Raw genomic sequence first — 20,697 nt, forward strand, 5'->3', positions numbered from 1 at the left:
TCCCCCATTTCCATCAACCACAAAACACGTCCCACCATCGTCAGGCGTGATTAAATCCTGCAAATCAGCCACAAACTCGCCACCGCCTGTTGTGCCACCCTCATAGTAAGTATCCACCAAAATACGCTGACCGTGTTCAGTTGGGCGGATGGTACGAAGTTCGGCTACAGATTTACATCGGCCGATGTGTTTGTAACCGTCTGGATTGGCTAATTCGTTAAAATTATCACGTGTAGCATCGCCCGCAATTTTCTTGATTGCTTTAGCTAGCTGATCAAGTTGTTCATTATTTGCTTCAATATCTGCTTCAGCAAGTACACTATGCAACTCTTGCTGTATATTAATGATTGAATCTTGCGTATCATTCAAAAACTGGGCGGTAACAATCGTGCCATATTCACCCGTTGCTGGATTACCATCTTTAAAACGCTGTGTAGGAGTATTGATTGGATTCATTACTTGTTTCATTAAAAATCTCCTAAATATCTAACCCACACACGACTAAATGCAGGTTTGACTTCTTCCAATAAACTTTCTAATACTGGGTCGCTATATCGTCCCATCAATGTATCGCCAGCTTTTGATATACCAGCTCTAAAACGTTCGTGGTCATCTGTTGGGTTGCAAACATCAACAAAAAATGTCCACATAATATCTTTGTGCCAAAGCATATCCCCAGTTCGACTAATCCCTGCAATAAATGGCTGAGGTTCGTTAATTTTTATGCAGTAGCCCAAATCTTTAGCAACTTGAGTGATGTACCCAATCGACAACCCACCAAGCTGATTTAACTTCGCAATCACTCGTTGCACACGTGTTGCTAAATCTAGCTTGCTATTTGCGGTTAAACCACAAACTCGTTCCCAATCACCAATAAAAATCCCAGTACTAACATCCACCGCATCTCGTAACATTTCTGCTTTCGCAGACACACGGTCTAGCATTCGCCCTTCTACTTCGAGCGATAATGCGAGCCACCGACCGTTAGGATCGTATGAAACTGGCGGTAATAACCCTGCTAGAGCCTGACCATGTTTAGATTCAATCGCCATCACATTTCACTCACAACAATATTCCCAAGCCTAAACCAACCCATCTCACGATAGGCATCAATCACCTGATTTCGAGCTGGCTTAATCACTTCACGGTCAACCACACCGACCAAGTCACTAATCACCGCTTCAATTTGCGAGATAATTAGCGTATCCGCAGGTTTCAGTGATAAAAAGTAGTTCTCTAAGGCATTTTCGATTTCCGCTTTTACGCCCTCAAGCGTAGTATCCATATCCAGTAACACCCTAATTTCAAAATCGACTCTCTTTTGCACAGGTTTTAAGACATAAACCGACTTAGCCGTAACAGGGCGAACTTTGTCAATATAAGCTTGAGTTGCTTGTACGATTTCATCACTTGGCACTGTATCGCCGGAGGTAATGGCAATATCTACCGTGCCTTCGCCTCGTCTTAGTGGATAAATAAAAGCCGAGGTTACGCCATCAATGCTTTCTGCCCATTGCCTGAAGTCATTTTTATTACCGCCCGAAGGTGGTCGGCGGATACGCTCTAATAGTCGGGCTAATAACGCCGCATCACTTTCTACTTCTGTTCCGCCGGTCACATCAGGCAATAACAAACAGTCGCTTGATACCCCGACAGGAGCAGCAGTCAGTTGTGCTTTACTTTCAGATTTAACATTGCTTGATGCCCCTGTTGCCACTGCAATCACCCGCACAGTAGCAGAGCCATCATAGCCAATAACGCCTGAGCTTTTAGTAACATAAAAACGCTCACCATATTTAACCTGCAAGCCCTCTTGGATTGTTGAGCCGACTGTGCCAAACACTTTCAGTGAGCCACTCGCATAGGTGGCATTTTTGCGGTAAATATTCCGTAGTTTGGCGTGCATTTCGAGGTATTCTGAGTCCGCCGTATCAGGAAAATACTGGCGAACAATCCAATTTTGATGGGTATAAAGACCAACCGCACAGCTTGCTAAGGCAGATGCACGGACGTAATAATCCGAGTCCACCTCAATATCAGCTGCCGGCTCTAAAGATTGAATATCTCGTAGGATTTCACTTCGCACATCATCAAGTGTTGGGATTTGATACATTTTAAAAACTACCTAAACCAGTTTTACAGGGTGTTTAAACTCAAATTTAACCCCACGATTATCAATAACGGAGATCAAAAGATTTAACGAGCCATCTTTTGGCTGCTCGTGTGTGACCACAATACTTTTCGCCCGTCCGTCATCAATAATCGGTTGCAACGCCTCCTCGGCGTACTGCTGGGCTAACAGCCCCACACGGCTTAAATCTTTCTCACGTTGAATAAGATGGAGCAGAGACCCCAACGTCCCATCTGCCCACCACGAGCCTTTAGGGGTTGTTAATCTGATATACACCGCATTTTGGAGTGTATCTATTTTGTCACTTGTATAGTCCCGAGTGAGCGGGCTGATTTCTCTGTCCATATTGCTATGGTAGAGCAGTTAAAGATAGGAGTAACGGGGAGAGACTTCCACAAACAACAAGCGGTCATTTTCTGCAAAAAATTTGCAAAATTCGACCGCTTGTGAGTTATGTAAGATTAAATTGGAGCAGAAGTTGGTCTGCCATCACCTTGTTCATTATGTTTGTGTGTGCTTAATGATGTGCCGTTTGCGGAAACATCCCCACTTGCAGTGACATCACCGCTTGTTGAAAAGCTCCCAACAGCTTGAGTAAGATCACCATTAATTGTTGCCCCCTCACTTGCTGTAACTTGATAAGTTTTGCATTTAACATTGTAAGCATCACACTCTACATCAATCACACGGTTATTTTTAAGGATAATCGTTGAACCACTTGAATCATAAATCGCCACCTCACCATTTTTCAGATTTTTAACCCGAAACGAGCCATTCTCGGTTGCGACTATAATACCGTGTGTAGTTTTACCACCCAAAGGGATAACAACCACTTGCGTACCGGCAGGAGGCACAGAGGTAAAGCCAAAGTGCTGCATTAACTCTAAGTCTTGGATAGTCTCATCAGCCAAACCGGAAACTTGCACCTGCTGAATATCGCTCCCACTTTTGACTAAATTTAATACCCCCCTAAAAGCAGCACGCACACCATCTTGCACGCCTTTTGCCACCTCTTTTGTCTGTTTTGCCAGTTTTCGCATCATACTTATTGCCCCAACTCCCAAGAGCCTACATATTCCACCGGCTCTTTTTTCTTACGTCCTTTTTTACCTTTTTTCGTTTTAGCTTTCGAGGCTTTATCACCTTTTTTGCCTTTACGCTTACGAGCTTCTTCCGCTTTGGCTTGATAAGCGTCCGGAGTCCACACACCATCCAGTTTTAACCGCAGCTCGGTGGTTGTGCCACCACTACGAGAAAGCCGAAAACGCCGCCCCATCAGAAAGAAAATGCCATCGAGATCATATTCTTCACACACCACATGAACCCGTTGTCCGGCTTGCCATAATGTGCCGTCTTTGGTTTTATGGTCAGGCACAATAATGGTGAGGCTAAACGACTCTAACTGCCAATCTGATACCTGCTTTTTCGCCTGTTTCATCAAGGCTTCAAGGTTCTCCACATCGCCCAGCACAATAGTTTTGGGCTTATAAAGCTCCATTTCGTCATTTTTATATACCCACTTAAAATCGTGCTTGGCATTGTCAGAATCTTTGCCGTGTTTTTGAGCAAGAAAAGTAACCTCCGAATAGCTTTGTGAGACATCGTAAGAAAGCGTTGCATCAACAAAGTTATTTTTACGGCTATCGCCAGACTCTTTCACGCAATGTAACGTGGCAACGGGCGGTTGAGCGTAATCCGCTCCGCCCACAATCAACACGCCTTTCGGATCAAACCAGCAATGCAAACCAGCAGAGTTGGCACACCGCATAATTGCCTCCCACGCCGACTCGCCCACGTCAATATCGACCTTGCTTAAAGTTGGGTTTTTCTCGGCTTTAAGTTGTACCTCTTTAATGCCGAGCGGATTAACAATTTTTTTAACGGCATCAAGTAACGATAAGCCTTGCACATTGGTAATCGGGGCAGAGCAATCCACCAAAATAGCCGCCTTATCACGTCCATTTAGGCTAAAACCACGCCCACTTTTGCTAATAGTGTGGTAGGTAGTATCTACAATGCCGGTTAAAACCGTTTCACCATTAATTTTTACCACCGCCGTTTTACCCGAATAATTAGGTAATACCTCTAAGTTGCTGGATTTTCCTAGCTCAAAATTAAAACTATCCGCAGGGATTAAAAAATCGCTGTCAATATCATAACTTTTCCAGTTTTTATGCTGCGAGCCGTCAATTTCCACTACAATTTCATTTTCAATCATTGCTTACTCCGAATAACAATTTAACAGCGTGCCTTGTTCGATAAAGTTCGGTTGGCGAATATGCGGATTAAGGTGTAACAGCTCATCCGCCCGCTCGTAATCCCCATAAAAATAATGGGCTACTTTGTGGATTGTGCCGCTATCCATTACCATTCGCACGGTCAAAGGCGGTTTTTTATTAATTACCGCAAGCACAAGTGCAGTAAACTGATGGGCAACATTACGGATATTGTTGATCAGCTTTTCTGCGGTCTCATAGATAACTTTTGTCTTATCACTCGGCACGCCTTTTTGAGTGTTCTCCTGTTGCTCACGCAGTTTGTTGATAATATTCAGCCAATGCTCACGCACAATTTGGTTAATTAACTCTAAATCACCAATTAGCAGCTCTTCCTCACGCTCTTCTACCAGCTCAGTCAAGACTTTGGTGAGCTTAGTCGTGGCAATAAGGTCAAGCATAATGCCAAGCTCAACCACATCAGAGCCAAGTAACTTAACCGTTTTTGAGCGGTTAAAGCCCTCATCTCTAGCCACTTTGCTAACAATCGCCTGAGTGTTATCTACTGCATCAGTAATATTGAGTAACTGAGATTTAAACGATAGTGTCGTTAAATCAGCACGCCCCTGAATACCGCTATCCACCATTTCTTTTAGCTGGTGCAATGCCCCCGAACCGTCTTTTAAATAGGTGCGTTGTGAGGTTGATGAGGCAATACTGTATTTTTTCTTGTCCAAGTCAAACAGGTTACGCACCGCCTCAAATGAGGCAAATAATGCCCCCCAAAGCCCAAGCAAACGAGATTTCAGATCAAACACCCCAACGCTATCCCAAAAACGCAAGCCATCATCAAACAGGTTTTCGAGATCAAGTAGTAGCTTGTCGATTTTCGAAATCAGCGAATCTTCAAAGGCAAAAATCGGCTGCATTTCGGTTGCCTCTTTAAAAGTCAAATCTAAGGCAACATAATTGATATTTTCCGCATCGGTATGCAGGCTTGCCGAAACAAGCAACATATTGGGCAAACGCCCACGAATAGGGTGGACTAAAACATCAGCACCTTTTTGCTGTAAAACCGAAAGCAACCTAATATAATCCGTGTAATAACTTGAACCAAAAAAGATCGCTTGCAGCCGAATAGTTTGGGTGTTTAGCCCCATATCCTCTAAATCAGCCCCATTCACAAAAGGGTAAGCGTGTTCAATCACTGCTCGCTCAAAGCTATCATCGACCCCGATAACATCAAACTTAACGCCCTTAAAACTTGCCTGCTGAATAGGCATTGTCCAACCGCTCATCACGCCATCCTTTTGTTAAAGTTAAACTGATATTCTGCCACTTTCTCAGCGACTACCGAGCCATCTAGCTCAACCGTGATTTGGTTTGCTATTGTGTGAGATTGAGCGGCTAAGCCTGCTTCTAATCCTGCTGAAATCATTGCCCCGAATGCCTGAAAGTCGGCTTGGTAGTTAGACAAGGTTTGGCTAACTGAATCCACCTGTGGCTTAATTACACCTTGAATAATAGATTGGTTACGCTCAGTACGAGCTTTTAATTCTTCTGTACTCAACGAACCTTGCTTCACTCGCTCTTGCCCAATCTCATTATTTCGCAATCTATCGGCAATCACATAACCACCGTGATATTGTGTTGTTGGCATTGGTGTTGCTGAAGGCATTCCATAGCGAAACGTTGGCGTAGTTTTTGGGCTATTTGCTTGATGAAATTGCTTAATTGCCTCCGAATGCTTTTCTTTTTCTGCCTCTGATTGAGCAGCATAGGCAGTGCTATTTTCTGCCGCTGCGTATAAACTAACCCCAGCGGCAGCAAGTGTTAAACCACCCACCCCCCATTTAATTCCTTTGCTATTACTTACTGCCTCCATTGCTCCAGCAGCTAAAGCTCCTTTGCCTACGTTGCCAGCTTTTCCACCTGTTAATAAATCAAAAATACTTGAGGTGGCTAATGCCATACCAAAGGCAATTACAGCGTCTTTAGTGGCAATTAAGGCAGAGTTCAAATTTGGGTAATTTTGAGCAAATTCAGAATATTGATCTGCAACATAGGCAGCCATATCGCTCACTTTCTGAAAATTCTCAAGTTGTGTCATTTCTTGGTTATTCTTTGCTTTTTGAAAACTAAAAGCAGCCTGCTCAGCAATCCACTTATAGCTTTCTTCGTTATAATTGCCTTTTTCCGCAATTGTATATTGAGCTTCCGTATTTTCTTTTGTTACTTGGTCGTTACGCATCGCATAAGTAGCAAGCCCAGCCTGTAAATCAGGCATAATTTCAGCAACTTTCGTCCCCTCAATATATTTTGCGATATTTTTCATAATCGCTTTTTTATCTTCTCCTTTAGCAGAGCGATATTGTTTCAAAAGTGCTTGGTATTCTTTGTCATTCTCTAAAATATCTTCAATAATCGAAAGTAAAGCCTCTGAAGCATTTTGCCCCTCTTTCATATATTTCTGCATAGATTGCTTCATATTAATCTTCTGCTTTTTGCCCTTTGAGTTGGTAAACTCAACACTTTCAATATTATCTGCCGTGCTTGAAGCCTTAACTTTCGAGAAGTAATTATTCAAATTGGTTGCAGTTTGTGCAGCACCACCGGAAACACCATAAACTTGTTGCAAATTAATGCCTATTTTTTTAAGATCTTCTAAACCACTTAAACCAGCTCCACCTGCACTTGCCAAAACCTCAGGAAAATATTGAGCCATATCTTTCAATTCAAACCCACCTGCTTTACCTGAAGCATTCATATAATCTAAAGCAAGTTGAATTTGATCTTTCTGCACACCAAAACGTAACATTGAGTTAATCATTTGACTGATTTCATCTGTAGAAGCCCCCGTTGCAGTTGCATTCTTTTGAGCAATGGGCAGTAAATCTAAAGCATCAGTAACACTTACTTGACCTTCAGACATAAATTTATTAATTGCTCCTAGTGCCTCTTCTTTCGTACCTCCATACTGCAAAGATTTTTTAATTGTTTGATGGATTTTCGCCTTCCCTTGTGTTTTTTCCTCAATCGTGCCGCCTGAATAACCGGTGTCAGCCACACGAGCCAAAGCCATATCATATTCAGCTGCTTCCATCATCTTCGGTTTGGTCACCGCAAAACCGGCTGCAAGCCCAACTCCAGCATTCATTAAACCTCGTCCTACTCCTACAGCTTTATCCCCAAAGCTTGTCTTACCCAATTCTGCATTAAGCTCTCTCACTCGTTGTTTAGTCGCCTCTGAGGCTCGGCGTAGCTCATTTTGTGAGGCAACACAGGAGCGTTTTAAGCGGTCATACGCCGCACGAGTCTGCTCAATTTCTCGTTGGATCGCATTTTCAGCTCTAACGCCCAATGTTTCACGGGCTTTGGCTACATCCGCAGCCACTTTGCGGGCATTGCGATAACTCTGCTCAATCTTTTTATTTGAGGTTTCCGTTGCATTTGCCGCTTTCTGTGCCGACTGGGCTTGTGCATTGCTGCTTTGTTGTGCCGCTCGCTCGGTATCTTTAAAGGCTTTTTCTGCATTTTTGGCGGTATCTTTAACTACCTTAGAGGCATTATCCACCGCAGTTAGCACCAGCTTAGTTTCTAAATCTTTTGCCATTTTTAAAGTCTCTTTAAACTCATTTTAAAGTACAAAAAAGGGGCTTTCGCCCCTTATTCAATCTTGCCACGCCGAGTAAAGACATAGCTTTCGTGTTTCACTTCACTATTCGCACCCATTGGGCTATGCGGTGTTTTCACGCCCTCACTCTCCAAGTAGCTCTCAATCCACGCAAATACCTCAAGCAAAGGCATTTGCCATACCTGCTCGGCGGTGATTGCAAATTTTGAGAGTAAAATCACCGCTTGTCGGTACTGCTTAAAGGCTTCCGCTACGCCAAATCGGGATTTACCGGGCTTTCGCTCTCGCTTTGGCTCTCCCCACTTTCTAACCGCTTTTTTCGCAGCTCCAGCGTTGCCTCAATCAACGTCCAGTAGTCATCAGCGGCAAGGTTATCAAACAAAAATTGAGGGGTAACGGTCTCTTTATCCAAGCCATCAAAGGTAACTTGCTGAGAGAGATAAGCCATATCCACTAAGGTTTGCTCACGCTTTGATAAGGCTTCCGAGTTTTCCTCAAGCCCTAAATCCGCTACCATTTCTTGAGCGGTACATTGACCGCCCATTGTCAGCAATCGCACCGTGCAATCACGATAGATTACGCCGTTATGTTCAAAACCAAGTAGGGTAACTTTCATTACTCTTCCACCTTACGCAATGCGTTGAGCTGAATATCACGCACCGATTCACCATCAACAGTGTAAGACTCGCTCACATCCGTACTGAAACAGCCCAAGTAAGACGTGCGTTTCTCAGTATTGTTGAGCGGATAACGGGTTAATTTCGCATTTTTAATATTCGCCCAATCAATATAAGTGCCGTCTTGCGGCTCAACAGCAGTCACCGAAATCGTATGCTCCTCAATGCCTTGAGCATAACCTCTCGCACGCCCTGAGCTATTCATCGTTTTAACCAGTTTGCGACCGGTGACGGTTTTCACATCAAGTTTGGTGATCTCAATCTCAACGCCGTCCACCTCAAGCACGCAAGAGCCTTCATAAACAATCGACATCTAATACCCCCTATAAAATTAACGTAATTTTGTTGCGGATAACGTGTAAGCCATTGACCACATCAGCAGGGATTTCTAAATCCAAGTAAGTCGGGTCTTGAGCATTACGCACCACCAATAAGCGAGACTTCCACGCTTCCACACTTTCAATCACTTCCTCGCCTTCGAGCTGATAAAGCACGTCTAAAATTTCCGAACGCACTTTCGCCACAATACGGTGCGAGTTTTTCGCGCGAGGGAAACGCAAACGCTGACGGGTTTGGATTGCCTTACGCACATAATCTAACGTGCGAATCGTGGTTAAATCCAAATAGCTCGGGTCGTCCGTATTGGTAGCGTTTTTGGTGTATGTGGTAATCGCACGGGTAATTTGCACACGGCTTGCCACCACCTCAATCGGGCTTAAACCGTGATATAACGCTTGGTTTACTTCGGTAAATAACGGCTTTTGCGAGTCGTCCACCACCGTTAAGCCTTTAATTTCAAGGGTATTCAATGGGCGAGCAGGATCTTCTTCGCCCGCAATCACTGCTCCAAGCCCTGCCGCAATCATTGCGTTAGACTCCACCGAACCTTTATACCAGCCCACAATAATGCGTTCGCTATTGAGGCTTGCCGTTAAGGTTGTGCCTGTCGCATAAGTGCCACGCCAACCCATTACACCGATAGCCGGTTTATCTTCAATCGGGGCAGAAACCGATTCCAAATGGCTACGCAATGCAAGGGCATTTTCATCGTCTGAAAAAGGCGAAATAATCACGTTATAATGTGTACCGGCAACGCTTGCCAATGCCGGGGCAATTTGAGCATTACGCTGACCATTTTCAAATGCACGAGCTTCAAGAGTTAAGCCTGTTGCTGTATTGCGTGTTGCAAGCGTGATTTCATTGCCGATTTCGCCTTTCGCTTTTGCAGTGAGTTTCAGCGTGGTTTCGGTTTCAGCACTTGCCACTACTGGGCTATAGCTTGCCGCATTGATCACATTCACCAAACGAGCAACGATAGCTTGAGCTTCTTCGCCCTTAGCCGCAGCAACTTCATACGCTGTCCCCGCAATCGTAACGGAAACGACACCGGCATAAGTTACCGTACCGGTAAAGGTAACTTGACCGCTTGCCGCAACACCGGCATCGTGGTCTTTTAAGCCCACCACCGTCAAACGGATTAATGGGTTATTTTGGATCGCTTGGCGAACCATTAAATGAGCCACCGAGCCTTTACCAAATAAATTTTCTGCCTCCACATCGCTAAATAACTTATGCGGTGAAGTAAAGGCTGCTTCGCCGCCTGTCATCGGGGCAATAATCAGCACCTCTTGCTCATTGGTCGGCAAGGTAGTTACTGCATCTTTGTTGTTGTATTCCGTCAGCACACTTGGCTTGCGAATACTGTTCGGGATTTTCTCAAATTCAATTTTTGACATTATTTGCCCCCTGTTTCTTTAGCGGATTTGGTTTCTTTGACGACAATCAAATCGCCATCCGCAATGCGGCGTTGATAGTAAAGGGTGTTTTCAACCTCTACTGTTTCTTGTTCAATATAGTGATGCGGTCGGTTTTCTACCGGCACACGCACCCCTTTAGCGGCTTTCACTTTTAACATCTAATCACCATCCTTAAATTCTGTTCTAAATGCCGCTTCGGCATTGTTATTCGGGTCAAAAATCCGATTATTAAAGCCCGATAAATCGCCTTGCGGTTCATCTAGCTTGCCTTGATACTGCTTAAAGACCTGCTCATTCGGCTCAACCCCTTCCGGGAATCTGCCATCATCAAGCACATTGCATTCGTTGTAGCTGATTTCAAACTCAATAGCATAGGCAGAGAGTTTCTCTTTCTTCACTTCCGCATTATTCCAAATAGTACGGATTCGCTTGGGTTGGATAGGGTGGACTAAACCGCCTAAGGTCTGATTAATCAGCAAGGTTTTAACTGCCCCCAATAACTGATTTACCCCCACTTCTCGGCTTGTTGCCCCACCTAAACGCCCAGTGGTCTGATTTCGCATTGAGCGGGTAATCACCAACACCACAAACACATCGGTGGCTTGATAGCGTTTACCCCTTGCCCCCATTGATTTAGCCTCAAATACCGAGCCACCGTAAGACACAAGGCAAGCCGGCAAACGGCGAACATCTAACTGCTCATCGTTAATTTCTCCGGCATAACCGGCAACGGAATACACCATCTTGCCTAAACCTAACTGCAAACGGTCAATCAAGGCTTGCTCAATTTTGCTAATCATCTACGGTCTCGCCCCCAAATACGGTTGCCCCCATTGAAAAACTGCACCGTGTTTTCACCATCTGCCGATTCAGCGGCAGCCTCTTCATCTAAGCTCAACGACACCACACCTTTTGAGATGTTTTCCAGCTCTTTTAAGCAAAGTTTGTAGCGGTTTTCTACCTCTTCGGTCATCGTTACTAATGATTTGCTGGTTAAATGATAACGAGCCAAATCACAGCAAATACGCTTTAAATTTTGCGGTACAGTCTTTAATGGCAGACGGTAACGCCCACTTAAATAGCCGTCAATTTGGCTGGAGGAATCCACTAAAGCCACTTCAAGAGTCGCCTCATCAACTACACCTGCCATATCACGGTCGGTTAGTTCAATGGATTCCTGTTCGCCAATTCGCAACACGAAATCATCAACCAACGCATACATTACGCATCACCCTCAACAACCGGCACAAACTCCAAATAAGGGTCGTTAGCTAATGTGATAATCTGCTCATCAGTTAAATCAGCACGAGCAATTTCCACCGCCGTTTCTTTATTGAAACGGTAGCCACAACGCCCATAGGTCGCCTGTGGGTGAATGGATTTCAGTTTGATTTCAAAGGCGATAGGATTAATCAAAGCACCGTCATCTGGCTTAGTTTCACTTTCAGGCGGTTTAGGTTGTTCATCCGTTTTATCTTCAGGCTGTTTATTCACTTTATCTTCAGGCGGTGTATTTTCGTTTGTGTTCAAAGCTTCACTGTCATTTTTCTTTGGTTTTGCCATTTTGCTACCCTCTCAAAATGGGCGTATTGCTACGCCAAACATTAAACCTATTCAGTAATAAATGGATTTACTACCACCTTTAATACGCCTTTTAGCGTATTAGTGGTGCCGTTAATCAATTCCGCCTCAAGCAATTTGCGTGCAGCAAACTCAAGCGAAGGTGGCACAAGCAAGGTGGTCGGGCGAATATTTAACTGCTTATCGCCATCGCCTTTTAAGGTACGCATTGCAGTTAATACTTTTTCCAACGTTTCACTGTTTAACTCACTATCTTCAACACGGTGAATTAACTGCCAGAAACCAAAACCGGCATTACCACGAGAGCGAACACCCCATAAATATTGGTCTTTCATAAAGACGTGGTCTGACTCACTTGGGTCAAACTTCGTTTCAATTTCAGGTGTAGTGCGTTCTTGCCAAATTAACGGCTTAATGGCTTGGCTATCATCTAGCACATAGAACGCAGGCTTACCGCTGGCAGAGCCTGTAGTGATATTACTTTGCGTTTTACTTGTGCCGGTTCCATCAACATTCTGATAAACAGGGTGATCGGTATCAAAGAAGTTCTGACCATCATAGCAAAGGGTTGTTTTACCTTTTTTCAACAAGCTAAAGACCAAATCATCCGGTAATTCAGCCGCACTTTGAGCAGCTTGTTTCACCATTGGGGTAAATAAGCCTACTTGGTCATCTTCAATGGCAGTACGAGGCACGGCAACAGTTGATTCAAATAATTTATTCTCAATCGTCATCCCTTGTGCTTGCATATTTTTAATTTGACGGTCACCCACCCATTCTTGCATTTTCGGAAATTGACCCAACCAAGCATAGGTATTAGTTGCAGTGCTGGAACTTACCTTCATCGCAACCGTACCCCATTGTGGTTCAAGCACTTTTAAACCGGCACTAAATTCTTTGCGAAATGCAGTATCAAGTGCCTTTAATAATTCAGATTTTTTAAACATTACTTGGATTCCTCCGTTTTATATTTTTCAATGTAAGCTGTTTCGCTTAAACCAAGCGATTTTGCTGCTGCAATTTCCGCAGCCGATAACGCCACTTTCTCCGCACCTTTATTCGGGTCTTCACCGCCCGATTGCGTACCTGCTAAAGCAGGATTAGGGGTAACCGTTTTTAAAAAGTCCGATAACGCCACTAAATTCTGCTTACCTAAATTCTCCGCCCACTCTTTTTGAGCAGGTAATAAACGACCATCAGAGAGAGCAGTTTGAATTAACGCATCACGCTCTTTATCGTTCATTTGCTGTTTTAAGCCATTTAATTCTGACTGCACCGCTTGTAAGTCGCTTAATGCCACATATTTAGCCGGGTCGGGGTTATTCACTTTTGCGGATAATGCCACAACTTGCCCTTGCTCTTTGGCAAGTTCGGCATACACATCGCTCAACGCCACAGGGCTATCGCCTTTGGCTTTATCCAGTGCGGTCAGCTTTTCGGTAATCTGCTCATCGGTCGCATTTGCCGACAATGCAAATAATTTAATTAAGAGTTCTTTCATTTGAGAATTGTCCTCGCTAGGTTCTAGGTAATGAGCAAATTGGCTTGAGGTTGCCACCACTTCGGCAAGATTGTGTAAAGCTGGTCGGTTGGTTAAAGCCGCATTTAGCACCTTAATCACACGCCCTGATTTGTCCGCTAAAAACAGTGGAGAGAGATAACGGTACTCGCCATTTTTAATTTCAGCGGTGGCTTTTTCCGTCCACTTCACCTCAACAAAAATGCCTTGCCCCGAAATATATTCCGCTTTCACCATCCAGCCGGCAGCAGGGTTGCCTTTGCCATTGGTTGCTACATAAAGGGTTTGATGCTCATAGTCGATCATCAGTTGGATTTGCAAATTATTAATGTCATCAGCAAGCTGATAACCGTTTGTGTCATCTACATACCAACCTCCATCACGCCCATCTTGCGGATAGAACCAACCATAAGGAAAAAGCTGAATACGACCATTCACTTCTTGCTCAAGCTGAAAACTGCACGCAATCGGGTTTAGTTTGAATTTCTGCTTAAACACAAAAACACCTCAAAACAAATTAATGAGGTTAGAGAATAAAGAATTGGGGAAAAAGAAAAGAGGAGAGCAACTTCCACAAATTGCAAATCTTTAGAAAAAATCGACCGCTTGCATTAAGCGAGGAGTGATGTTTGTTTTAAAACGCTTTAAAACTGCTTTAAAAAATTTTAAAAAAGAAAGAATGATAAATCATACCATACAAAACAAAAACGCCCCTAATCGTTAATTTGGGGCGTTTTTGGGGCGGTCATTTTAAGCCTAACCGATCAACTTTTGCCAATAATCCTGCACATCATCTAAAATATCCGCCTCATCTTGCTCGGTAAGCTGTAAAAACGGACGGGCAGGAATTTTCACTTTCCGCCCACGCCCAGCCATTCCGCCGAATTGGTGGATAGCAGCATAAACTTTATTACTTCCTACAATAGCTTGGTTATTATTGCTTTCTGCTGTAATGCCTGAACGTAGATCTCCACTCTCTCCCTGTAAAATATTACCGGATTTATTAGGATATTTTAGACCTAGCCAAGCAGGGCGACCTTCTTCTTCAAAGTTTTTATCAACTGCTAGTCTCATTGTTTCGGCAATATCAGCCATCAAGTCTTGTTTATTCTCAGTTTTTTGAGCTATGCGATTTAAGGTTTGAATAATTTCATCAATACCGTGAATTTGTATCTCAATCATTTTTTTTACTATTGTTGATTTTTTAATTCAGTAAGCGTAGTATAAAATCAACTTGCACTGGTTGTTACCAATGGGAAAAGGGCCGGGGTAAAAGCCGTTTATGTGGGTTCGAATCCCACCACCAGTGCAAGTATTTTTTATTAATCTAAACTTCCATACAATAAGTCGAATTGTTTTTTATCTTTAAGTGTTCTTACATCTAAAATAATTTCACCACTACGAACACTATTTATTCTTTCTCCATTCTCTATGTAGTTAAACCGAATTGAAACTTTACCTTTCGGGGTATTAAAAATATAGAGTAATGAATTTTCCCTAGTTTCAGGATTTCTACTTGTTTTATCCCTCAACACTGCAACAGGTTTTAATAGCATTTCAGGCAAGTCTTTCCAGAAATCCACAGGCAATCTTTTATCACCTTGTTTGCGGTTAGCTTTATCATTTCGCAAGGCGTGATATAAAACCCGATCTTCAATAGAAATTACCGCACTTTCAAGTGCAATACCCTCACGCTCTAATGCAATGACCACAGGCGGCAATATTGCCCCAATATGATGAATTTTCCCTTGTGGTCGAGCAATACCTTGCTCCAAATTCTGGGAAACTGCCAGCACTTCTAACGTAAAACTGTCTTTAATTGCTTGCATCAACTTAGGATGCTTAAAAGTTTCATTGATGGCAATCGCTGCTAACTTAGGCGGTGCTGAAATGCTTTTCTCCAGCATTGCTTGCCCTAAATTGGCAAGGTGTGATTGACCAGCGTTGTAGTTAAATGCTGCATCAGTTTTAAATAATTTTCCACTTGGCAAGCGATAGGCTTGTAATTTTCGATCAATGCCACCAATAGTTTCTGTGTATTCTTCAAAATCTTCTGGCTTAGTTTCACGCAGAACCCATTTTTCTTCTCGCTCAATATCACGTTTTTTCACCGCAATAACTTTACAACGGCAATTCCAGCCATTCGGTGGATAAAATGTATGCCAAAACGGATCATCTGCATGATATACACTATTATGTAACTGAGCGTGAGCAGGGCGAGTAAATTTATCATTTACCGCCACATATCGCCAATAAGGGCGTAAATGCATAATTTCACGCATTGCTTTATATTCGCCAATCCGTTCAGCCGTTCGCATATTGGTCTGATAAATGGTATGCAAACGACGGGGGATTAAGCGTTTCCCTAATAATTCACCATTTTCATCTACTATCAAATCTGGTGTATCACCAATCCAACCTTTGCGATGCAACGTTCTCGTAATTTGCTTTTCCCACTCTTCTTGTGGAATACCGTTATATTGAGCCTCTAATAAACTTTGATGAATATCAATTAAAATATCCTGCTTCAATACACCTGCTACTGTAAAGGCTTTGGCGTGAGCCTCTTGCCAAACTTCGTGCCAGTTAAAGCCCAATACATAGCCTTTTTGCTCTAAAAAAGCTATCGCTTCTTTAGGTTTTAAACCAATAGCAAACAACAAGTCTTTCTCATTCATGTTGAGCCTTCCCTTGAATTTGTCCCCAAATATCAGCTACAAACAGAGCTTGGGCTAATCCTTGAATAAGTTGCTCATCATCTAATTCATTAAATTGACTCAGTGCAATTTGTTCCACTTCTTCGTAGTTTTTCCCATTCGTAAAAGCTTTCGCTAACTGCGTTACTATTGGTAACATTTGCTGATTCAGACTATTTGCTGGCAACTGACTATCACCCAAATCTGCTGACAGAGCATGAGCTTTGCCACCACAACCACATTCGCAAGCGGTTGTTTTTTGCGGAAAATTTGCAATTTTTGCAGACAATCCCACCGCTTGTAGTGGGGCAGCACGCCCTAGCACCGCTTCGCCCTCTTGAGCCTCCGGAATGCCTAATTTATCCATCGCCCATTGAGTCGGAATCGGTAAGCCAATATCCACCAATTTCGGCAAGCTCTCGGCAAATAACGCCAAGTCGGCAGGCTCTTTGGTGTCAAACTCAAAACTCGGAATGCGGGTTGGGTCGATATTCCCGAAGTTAATTTGCAAAAACGGCAAAATAATTTGCTGGGTAAACGTCTGCCCCAGCTGTTTCACGTCCGACACCAACAAATCACGCCGCACCTCGTTATGCACATTGCCAAGTGCATTCGTTGAAATTTTATTATCCGCACCGCTGGTTAAGGTCTGCCCCAAAATCAATCGTGCAATGGATTTCTCGCACCAATCCACCATCTGCAAAAACGGATTATTACCGGCTGCACCACCTGCGTTTGCGGCGTTATGCAACTCAATACTCATCGACTCCGGCATAATTCCTGCGGCGTTGTGTCCGATTTCCGCTAACGCACGTTTTAACGTGTCTTTCTCGCCCGGCGTTGCACCAGCACCATATTTACCAATACGGATAGGCATACCGTACAACTCCAAAAACTCCGCAAAATCGTGAATACTGTAATGCTTAAACATATACAGCCACGCCAGCGTGCGGAATAAATTATTGCGTGCCGCCTGTGTGGAGCGTGATTTATGCGTATGCACCACCCAGCCAAATTCTCGTAATGGCTCACCTTCGGTATTTTGTCGGGTTTTCAGCAACAGATTATCTACCTTATCCCACTTAAACCACGATTGCGGACGGTGGATAAAGGCGTTCGGATACCACAACTTGCCGTTAAACGCCCATTCAATTTCGAGGGCAGCAAAGCCGTGTCCCACAGCGTCCATACAGTCCATTACCAAATCTTCAAGGTTGCCGAGCTGATAAAATAACTCATCCACCTCATCACGCAATTTTTCTTCTTGCGGTGTGGCATTGCGAGGGGCAACAATCGCCCAATCCACGCCCAATGCGGCACGCTTACGGGTTTGGATATTGGCAAAAATAGAGCTATCTCGCTCCTCAATATCCATAAACAACTCGTGCTGAGCGGTAATATCGCCGTTCTCCGCATCTTCAAAAATGCTTTTCATCTTTGCTGGCGTAATAAAATTGCTCGGGTGGTCGGAGAGTACCCGACCTGTGGCGGTAATTTCGGCTAAATCGGTTTGAATAGGGCTTGAAACCTGTTTTAAATTCGGTTTAACGCCGGATTGTTTTTTCTTTTTGCTCATTTTTTCATCCTGTTTTGCAATTTATTTTGCATAGGTTATTGACTAACTTTTAAAGTAGAGTTACTCTTTTATTCAAGGTCTCAAAAGCCTTATGTCAAACGGTTAATTCACCCCGTCAGTGTGATTTTTTTGTATCCGCAATTTACAAGCGGTCAAAAAGTAACAATTTTTATCAATGGTCGAGAGTGCGAAGAATACAACACCCGAAAGGGGAATAATTCCGCTCGATTTGACACGAGTTTTGAGCTCTCGACCGCCCTAAATGTTATTTAGGGATTTCCATCAAAAGGAATGTCAAAATGCCAATCACTACTTTCACAGGCGTTATCGCCAACCAAACTACACTTCTTGTTAATGCTCGTGAGCTACACGCTCGCCTTCAAGTTTCTACTAAATTCCAAGACTGGATTACCCGTAGAATTTCAGAGTACGGTTTTACTAAAACCCTTGATTTTATCGAGGTTCTCAAATTTGAGAATGTCGAGCGAGGGTTCTTTGGAACTCGTGAAATCGAAGTCAAGGAATACCACCTAACCCTTGATATGGCGAAAGAGCTCTGTATGCTCGAACGCTCCGAACTCGGTCGCCAAGCTCGCCGTTATTTCATTGAGCAAGAGAAAAATGCCAAAGCCCTTGCGGAACAAAACGCCAAATTACTGGCACAAATTCCGCCATTTTTACTCAATAATCCAGACCAAACGACAATGCTGATTGAGCGTGCTCATCAAGCCTTCTTTGTTGCTTATCCTGAAGCAAAAGAAATCTTGCGTTATCGCGGAATGGGCTTGAGCAACCCTGAAATTAGTAAGCTACTCAATTTAGGCAAAAAAGCACTTGGCACACGTTTAGCGAAAATGTTTGAATTAGGCTTAATAGAGCGCAGAGCAACAAATTCACCTAACACACACCGTCTTTTGCAAAATCGACACAATCAACTTTCACTTAGCTTAAATGCATAAGGGGGCAATATGAATATCACACCTATTCAAGTTCAAGACACACTAGACGGCTTCGATTATGCAAGCGGAGCCTTATACAGCGTGAGCCATTTATTAGAGATTGTGGATAATACGAGCGACCAAATCTCCAATTACCATTTATCTAACTTGCTTCGGTTAGTAGGCGATGGATTGCAATACCGCCTTAACCAAGCCAAAGCAGAACTCGTTCGTTAATTATGTCTTGCCCTGCATAGCAGGGCATATTTCACGGATACACGCAGTGTGTCCCTACCCATCATTAATGTCGCCATTTACTCCGATACTCCCAATCTTCATCTTCTATCGACTCCCACTCAATCGGAGCTGAAGCCGTTACCGCATTACGCCACAACATCTCTAAAGCGTCAGGGCCGTCATCGTGGTCTGCTTTCGGAAAATGTCTAAGCTGGCTTTCAAGGGTCGATTGCGAGCGATGAATTAAAATCAAACCGTTAGCAATATGCGGTTGCAAGCTCTCAATCCGCAACATTTTATCGGTGTTAGGTTTAACTGCCATTGCTGGCACAGGCTTGCCACGTTGTGCCGAGCGTTTAACCAGCTCCGTCTGCAAAAACTCCTGAAACTGCACCGTTTCTACAAACCATTTATGGCAGTGATATTGCGTATGTAGCCTAATCACATCTTCGATAATCAAATCAGGCAAACGCTTCTTAATCTGTGCTTCTACCACATATAACTTGCCGCTTGCACGGTGATAGCCACCGACCAAAATCGCACTTGGGTCTCGGCTTGCTCCGGCTTTACCCATTGAGGGGTCTAACGCCCCGAAATAAATCAGGTCATCAGGCAGTTCCGTCCAATACTGGATACTGTTGGCAAAAATCGCATCATCACCCGAGACAGGGTCATTTTGATACTCGGAGTCAAAAGTGGCGTGTCCGTCCCTTGCCCGAATTTTCATTAAGTCTAAAATCGGACGAGCAGCCCAAGAGACAATCGCTCCTTTGTCCATTTCTGCTTTATTTGCCGAGTAAAAGGCATCCGCAACTAACTCACCCTCTGTTAAGTAAAATTCTTCCCATTTATCCCACAACGCCATATTGTCGGGCATTTGTAAAATCGCTTTAAAATGGGCGGTATGCCACGCTTTACTGGCTAAAGTGCGGTTGAGCACGCTGTCGTAATGTAAAATGGTGCCGATATAAACAATATCTAACTTGCCATCGGCAGAGCCCAAAGGCAGCACGGTCTTTTTCAGCCAGTTGTGGAGTTTGTCTCGCTGTTCAGGGCTTCTGACTTGCTCGTCATTTTCAATATCGTCCAGCACCACCAAATCAGGACGGTACGCACCGTGTCTTAAACCACGTAATTTTTTGCCCGAACCGGCAACTTGCACCTTTTGGTCAAATTTAGTAATGATTGTACCCACCTGCCACACACGCCCAACCCCTGCAATTTCAGGGAAATCAATGCCAATACGATTATTAAATTCCAGCTCTGCCTTAATCGCCTCTAACATCGGGTAGGCTTGGTCGATACTGTCCATCACAATCAAGGCGTATTTTTTGCGGTTCGTCACTAAACACCACAACACAAACAACTGCGACACAATGGTCGATTTTGCCTCACCACGAGGGGCGGCAATGGCATCTAAGCACTTTTTCGGACTTTGAATAATTTCCGGCAACCGCTTAAACAAATAATGATGCAACTGAGATTTATGTGGCGAGCGAACATAATGCGGAAAGTAGTTAGAGACAAAAAACTCAAAACCACTTCCCACATCAAATACCTGCTCACGTCGCTTTAAAATATCGTCAGGTTTATCACTCCACCCCTCATTGCTTGCTTCAATAAATTTTTGCAAGTCGGCACGAATTGCTTCAAGGCTTTTTCTTAATTCTGTTGAACTCATAAATAACCCAACAGCCCCAACGGGGCTGAATTATGCGTAACCCAGCACGGCTTG

23 protein-coding genes, 1 tRNA gene and 1 pseudogene are annotated in these 20,697 nt (G+C 43.7%); 3 read left to right on the forward strand and 22 right to left on the reverse strand.

Going from position 1 to position 20,697, the window contains the following annotated elements; all coding sequences use genetic code 11:
• The 19 genes and pseudogenes from AM305_RS02435 to AM305_RS02525 all read right to left on the reverse strand — a co-directional run.
• Window positions 1-468, reverse strand: a pseudogene (locus AM305_RS02435) (phage tail protein); the annotation flags it as partial.
• Complete coding sequence (locus AM305_RS02440) at window positions 468-1,052, reverse strand: YmfQ family protein (RefSeq protein ID WP_005822871.1); 585 nt, start codon at window positions 1,050-1,052, stop codon at window positions 468-470. The pseudogene AM305_RS02435 and the gene AM305_RS02440, both read right to left, overlap by 1 nt.
• Window positions 1,052-2,113 (reverse strand): baseplate J/gp47 family protein, encoded by a 1,062-nt coding sequence (locus tag AM305_RS02445; RefSeq protein ID WP_005822873.1) that lies wholly within the window; start codon window positions 2,111-2,113, stop codon window positions 1,052-1,054. Before AM305_RS02445 ends, AM305_RS02440 begins: the two co-directional genes overlap by 1 nt.
• A 12-nt stretch (window positions 2,114-2,125) precedes the next feature.
• The gene (locus tag AM305_RS02450) at window positions 2,126-2,476 is read right to left on the reverse strand and encodes a phage GP46 family protein (RefSeq protein WP_005822875.1); all 351 of its coding nucleotides are present in this window, start codon (window positions 2,474-2,476) and stop codon (window positions 2,126-2,128) included.
• A 116-nt stretch (window positions 2,477-2,592) separates the two neighbouring features.
• Window positions 2,593-3,174 carry a phage baseplate assembly protein V gene (locus AM305_RS02455; protein WP_005822876.1) on the reverse strand — a complete coding sequence of 194 codons (582 nt, stop codon included), beginning with the start codon at window positions 3,172-3,174 and terminating at the stop codon, window positions 2,593-2,595.
• 2 nt (window positions 3,175-3,176) lie between these two features.
• On the reverse strand, window positions 3,177-4,349 hold the full coding sequence (locus tag AM305_RS02460) for a phage baseplate assembly protein (protein WP_005822878.1): 1,173 nt from the start codon (window positions 4,347-4,349) through the stop codon (window positions 3,177-3,179).
• Window positions 4,350-4,352: 3 nt separating this feature from the next.
• Window positions 4,353-5,645, reverse strand: a complete 1,293-nt coding sequence (locus tag AM305_RS02465) for a DNA circularization protein (RefSeq protein WP_005822880.1) — start codon at window positions 5,643-5,645, stop codon at window positions 4,353-4,355.
• Window positions 5,645-7,960 (reverse strand): phage tail tape measure protein, encoded by a 2,316-nt coding sequence (locus tag AM305_RS02470; protein ID WP_005822882.1) that lies wholly within the window; start codon window positions 7,958-7,960, stop codon window positions 5,645-5,647. Before AM305_RS02470 ends, AM305_RS02465 begins: the two co-directional genes overlap by 1 nt.
• Before the next feature lie 53 nt (window positions 7,961-8,013).
• On the reverse strand, window positions 8,014-8,154 hold the full coding sequence (locus AM305_RS02475; RefSeq protein ID WP_237698365.1) for a hypothetical protein: 141 nt from the start codon (window positions 8,152-8,154) through the stop codon (window positions 8,014-8,016).
• 77 nt (window positions 8,155-8,231) lie between these two features.
• Complete coding sequence (locus AM305_RS02480; RefSeq protein WP_005822884.1) at window positions 8,232-8,597, reverse strand: hypothetical protein; 366 nt, start codon at window positions 8,595-8,597, stop codon at window positions 8,232-8,234.
• The gene (locus AM305_RS02485) at window positions 8,597-8,971 is read right to left on the reverse strand and encodes a phage tail protein (RefSeq protein WP_005606530.1); all 375 of its coding nucleotides are present in this window, start codon (window positions 8,969-8,971) and stop codon (window positions 8,597-8,599) included. Before AM305_RS02485 ends, AM305_RS02480 begins: the two co-directional genes overlap by 1 nt.
• A gap of 10 nt (window positions 8,972-8,981) precedes the next feature.
• Window positions 8,982-10,394, reverse strand: a complete 1,413-nt coding sequence (locus tag AM305_RS02490) for a phage tail sheath subtilisin-like domain-containing protein (protein WP_005822886.1) — start codon at window positions 10,392-10,394, stop codon at window positions 8,982-8,984.
• A complete protein-coding gene (locus tag AM305_RS02495; protein WP_005822887.1) occupies window positions 10,394-10,573 on the reverse strand; it encodes a DUF2635 domain-containing protein in 180 nt (59 codons plus the stop codon). The genes AM305_RS02490 and AM305_RS02495 overlap by 1 nt, the downstream gene beginning before the upstream one ends.
• Window positions 10,574-11,215: a DUF1834 family protein gene (locus AM305_RS02500; protein WP_005822889.1), complete on the reverse strand. Its 642-nt coding sequence runs from the start codon at window positions 11,213-11,215 to the stop codon at window positions 10,574-10,576.
• Window positions 11,212-11,637 carry a gp436 family protein gene (locus tag AM305_RS02505; protein WP_005822890.1) on the reverse strand — a complete coding sequence of 142 codons (426 nt, stop codon included), beginning with the start codon at window positions 11,635-11,637 and terminating at the stop codon, window positions 11,212-11,214. Before AM305_RS02505 ends, AM305_RS02500 begins: the two co-directional genes overlap by 4 nt.
• On the reverse strand, window positions 11,637-11,978 hold the full coding sequence (locus tag AM305_RS02510) for a hypothetical protein (RefSeq protein ID WP_005822892.1): 342 nt from the start codon (window positions 11,976-11,978) through the stop codon (window positions 11,637-11,639). Before AM305_RS02510 ends, AM305_RS02505 begins: the two co-directional genes overlap by 1 nt.
• Before the next feature lie 47 nt (window positions 11,979-12,025).
• Window positions 12,026-12,943 carry a Mu-like prophage major head subunit gpT family protein gene (locus AM305_RS02515; protein WP_005606542.1) on the reverse strand — a complete coding sequence of 306 codons (918 nt, stop codon included), beginning with the start codon at window positions 12,941-12,943 and terminating at the stop codon, window positions 12,026-12,028.
• Window positions 12,943-14,013 carry a phage protease gene (locus AM305_RS02520; RefSeq protein WP_005822894.1) on the reverse strand — a complete coding sequence of 357 codons (1,071 nt, stop codon included), beginning with the start codon at window positions 14,011-14,013 and terminating at the stop codon, window positions 12,943-12,945. Before AM305_RS02520 ends, AM305_RS02515 begins: the two co-directional genes overlap by 1 nt.
• Window positions 14,014-14,271: 258 nt before the next feature.
• On the reverse strand, window positions 14,272-14,697 hold the full coding sequence (locus AM305_RS02525) for a phage virion morphogenesis protein (protein ID WP_005822899.1): 426 nt from the start codon (window positions 14,695-14,697) through the stop codon (window positions 14,272-14,274).
• A gap of 54 nt (window positions 14,698-14,751) precedes the next feature.
• Here AM305_RS02525 and AM305_RS12320 point away from each other — a divergent pair.
• Window positions 14,752-14,826 (forward strand) — tRNA-OTHER (locus AM305_RS12320).
• Between the two features lie 11 nt (window positions 14,827-14,837).
• On the opposite strand, the gene AM305_RS02530 is transcribed toward AM305_RS12320, so the two are convergent.
• Complete coding sequence (locus tag AM305_RS02530) at window positions 14,838-16,193, reverse strand: phage minor head protein (protein WP_005822901.1); 1,356 nt, start codon at window positions 16,191-16,193, stop codon at window positions 14,838-14,840.
• On the reverse strand, window positions 16,186-17,787 hold the full coding sequence (locus tag AM305_RS02535; RefSeq protein ID WP_005822904.1) for a DUF935 domain-containing protein: 1,602 nt from the start codon (window positions 17,785-17,787) through the stop codon (window positions 16,186-16,188). The genes AM305_RS02530 and AM305_RS02535 overlap by 8 nt, the downstream gene beginning before the upstream one ends.
• 299 nt (window positions 17,788-18,086) lie before the next feature.
• Between AM305_RS02535 and AM305_RS02540 the strand changes: the two genes are divergently transcribed.
• Both AM305_RS02540 and AM305_RS02545 read left to right on the forward strand, forming a co-directional pair.
• The gene (locus AM305_RS02540; RefSeq protein WP_005822905.1) at window positions 18,087-18,746 is read left to right on the forward strand and encodes an antA/AntB antirepressor family protein; all 660 of its coding nucleotides are present in this window, start codon (window positions 18,087-18,089) and stop codon (window positions 18,744-18,746) included.
• 9 nt (window positions 18,747-18,755) lie between these two features.
• The gene (locus AM305_RS02545; protein WP_005822907.1) at window positions 18,756-18,962 is read left to right on the forward strand and encodes a hypothetical protein; all 207 of its coding nucleotides are present in this window, start codon (window positions 18,756-18,758) and stop codon (window positions 18,960-18,962) included.
• A 64-nt stretch (window positions 18,963-19,026) separates the two neighbouring features.
• Here the strand turns inward: AM305_RS02545 and terL are convergent, their stop codons facing one another.
• Window positions 19,027-20,643 (reverse strand): phage terminase large subunit, encoded by a 1,617-nt coding sequence (terL, locus tag AM305_RS02550; RefSeq protein ID WP_005822909.1) that lies wholly within the window; start codon window positions 20,641-20,643, stop codon window positions 19,027-19,029.
• Between the last annotated feature and the right edge of the window lie 54 nt (window positions 20,644-20,697).

It is taken from the genome of Actinobacillus minor NM305 (assembly GCF_000175195.1).
Classification (GTDB): domain Bacteria; phylum Pseudomonadota; class Gammaproteobacteria; order Enterobacterales; family Pasteurellaceae; genus Haemophilus_A; species Haemophilus_A minor.

What these genes read in the sequence shown, in the direction of transcription:
- AM305_RS02455 (WP_005822876.1), bottom strand. Translation starts at nt 3,174, where the DNA reads ATGATGCGAAAACTGGCAAAACAGACAAAAGAGGTGGCAAAAGGCGTG.
- AM305_RS02450 (WP_005822875.1), bottom strand. Translation starts at nt 2,476, where the DNA reads ATGGACAGAGAAATCAGCCCGCTCACTCGGGACTATACAAGTGACAAA.
- AM305_RS02525 (WP_005822899.1), bottom strand. Translation starts at nt 14,697, where the DNA reads ATGATTGAGATACAAATTCACGGTATTGATGAAATTATTCAAACCTTA.
- AM305_RS02440 (WP_005822871.1), bottom strand. Translation starts at nt 1,052, where the DNA reads ATGGCGATTGAATCTAAACATGGTCAGGCTCTAGCAGGGTTATTACCG.
- AM305_RS02540 (WP_005822905.1), top strand. Translation starts at nt 18,087, where the DNA reads ATGCCAATCACTACTTTCACAGGCGTTATCGCCAACCAAACTACACTT.
- AM305_RS02460 (WP_005822878.1), bottom strand. Translation starts at nt 4,349, where the DNA reads ATGATTGAAAATGAAATTGTAGTGGAAATTGACGGCTCGCAGCATAAA.
- AM305_RS02500 (WP_005822889.1), bottom strand. Translation starts at nt 11,215, where the DNA reads ATGATTAGCAAAATTGAGCAAGCCTTGATTGACCGTTTGCAGTTAGGT.
- AM305_RS02490 (WP_005822886.1), bottom strand. Translation starts at nt 10,394, where the DNA reads ATGTCAAAAATTGAATTTGAGAAAATCCCGAACAGTATTCGCAAGCCA.
- AM305_RS02445 (WP_005822873.1), bottom strand. Translation starts at nt 2,113, where the DNA reads ATGTATCAAATCCCAACACTTGATGATGTGCGAAGTGAAATCCTACGA.
- AM305_RS02535 (WP_005822904.1), bottom strand. Translation starts at nt 17,787, where the DNA reads ATGAGCAAAAAGAAAAAACAATCCGGCGTTAAACCGAATTTAAAACAG.
- AM305_RS02475 (WP_237698365.1), bottom strand. Translation starts at nt 8,154, where the DNA reads ATGCCTTTGCTTGAGGTATTTGCGTGGATTGAGAGCTACTTGGAGAGT.
- AM305_RS02545 (WP_005822907.1), top strand. Translation starts at nt 18,756, where the DNA reads ATGAATATCACACCTATTCAAGTTCAAGACACACTAGACGGCTTCGAT.
- terL (WP_005822909.1), bottom strand. Translation starts at nt 20,643, where the DNA reads ATGAGTTCAACAGAATTAAGAAAAAGCCTTGAAGCAATTCGTGCCGAC.
- AM305_RS02505 (WP_005822890.1), bottom strand. Translation starts at nt 11,637, where the DNA reads ATGTATGCGTTGGTTGATGATTTCGTGTTGCGAATTGGCGAACAGGAA.
- AM305_RS02465 (WP_005822880.1), bottom strand. Translation starts at nt 5,645, where the DNA reads ATGAGCGGTTGGACAATGCCTATTCAGCAGGCAAGTTTTAAGGGCGTT.
- AM305_RS02510 (WP_005822892.1), bottom strand. Translation starts at nt 11,978, where the DNA reads ATGGCAAAACCAAAGAAAAATGACAGTGAAGCTTTGAACACAAACGAA.
- AM305_RS02470 (WP_005822882.1), bottom strand. Translation starts at nt 7,960, where the DNA reads ATGGCAAAAGATTTAGAAACTAAGCTGGTGCTAACTGCGGTGGATAAT.
- AM305_RS02495 (WP_005822887.1), bottom strand. Translation starts at nt 10,573, where the DNA reads ATGTTAAAAGTGAAAGCCGCTAAAGGGGTGCGTGTGCCGGTAGAAAAC.
- AM305_RS02480 (WP_005822884.1), bottom strand. Translation starts at nt 8,597, where the DNA reads ATGAAAGTTACCCTACTTGGTTTTGAACATAACGGCGTAATCTATCGT.
- AM305_RS02530 (WP_005822901.1), bottom strand. Translation starts at nt 16,193, where the DNA reads ATGAATGAGAAAGACTTGTTGTTTGCTATTGGTTTAAAACCTAAAGAA.
- AM305_RS02515 (WP_005606542.1), bottom strand. Translation starts at nt 12,943, where the DNA reads ATGTTTAAAAAATCTGAATTATTAAAGGCACTTGATACTGCATTTCGC.
- AM305_RS02485 (WP_005606530.1), bottom strand. Translation starts at nt 8,971, where the DNA reads ATGTCGATTGTTTATGAAGGCTCTTGCGTGCTTGAGGTGGACGGCGTT.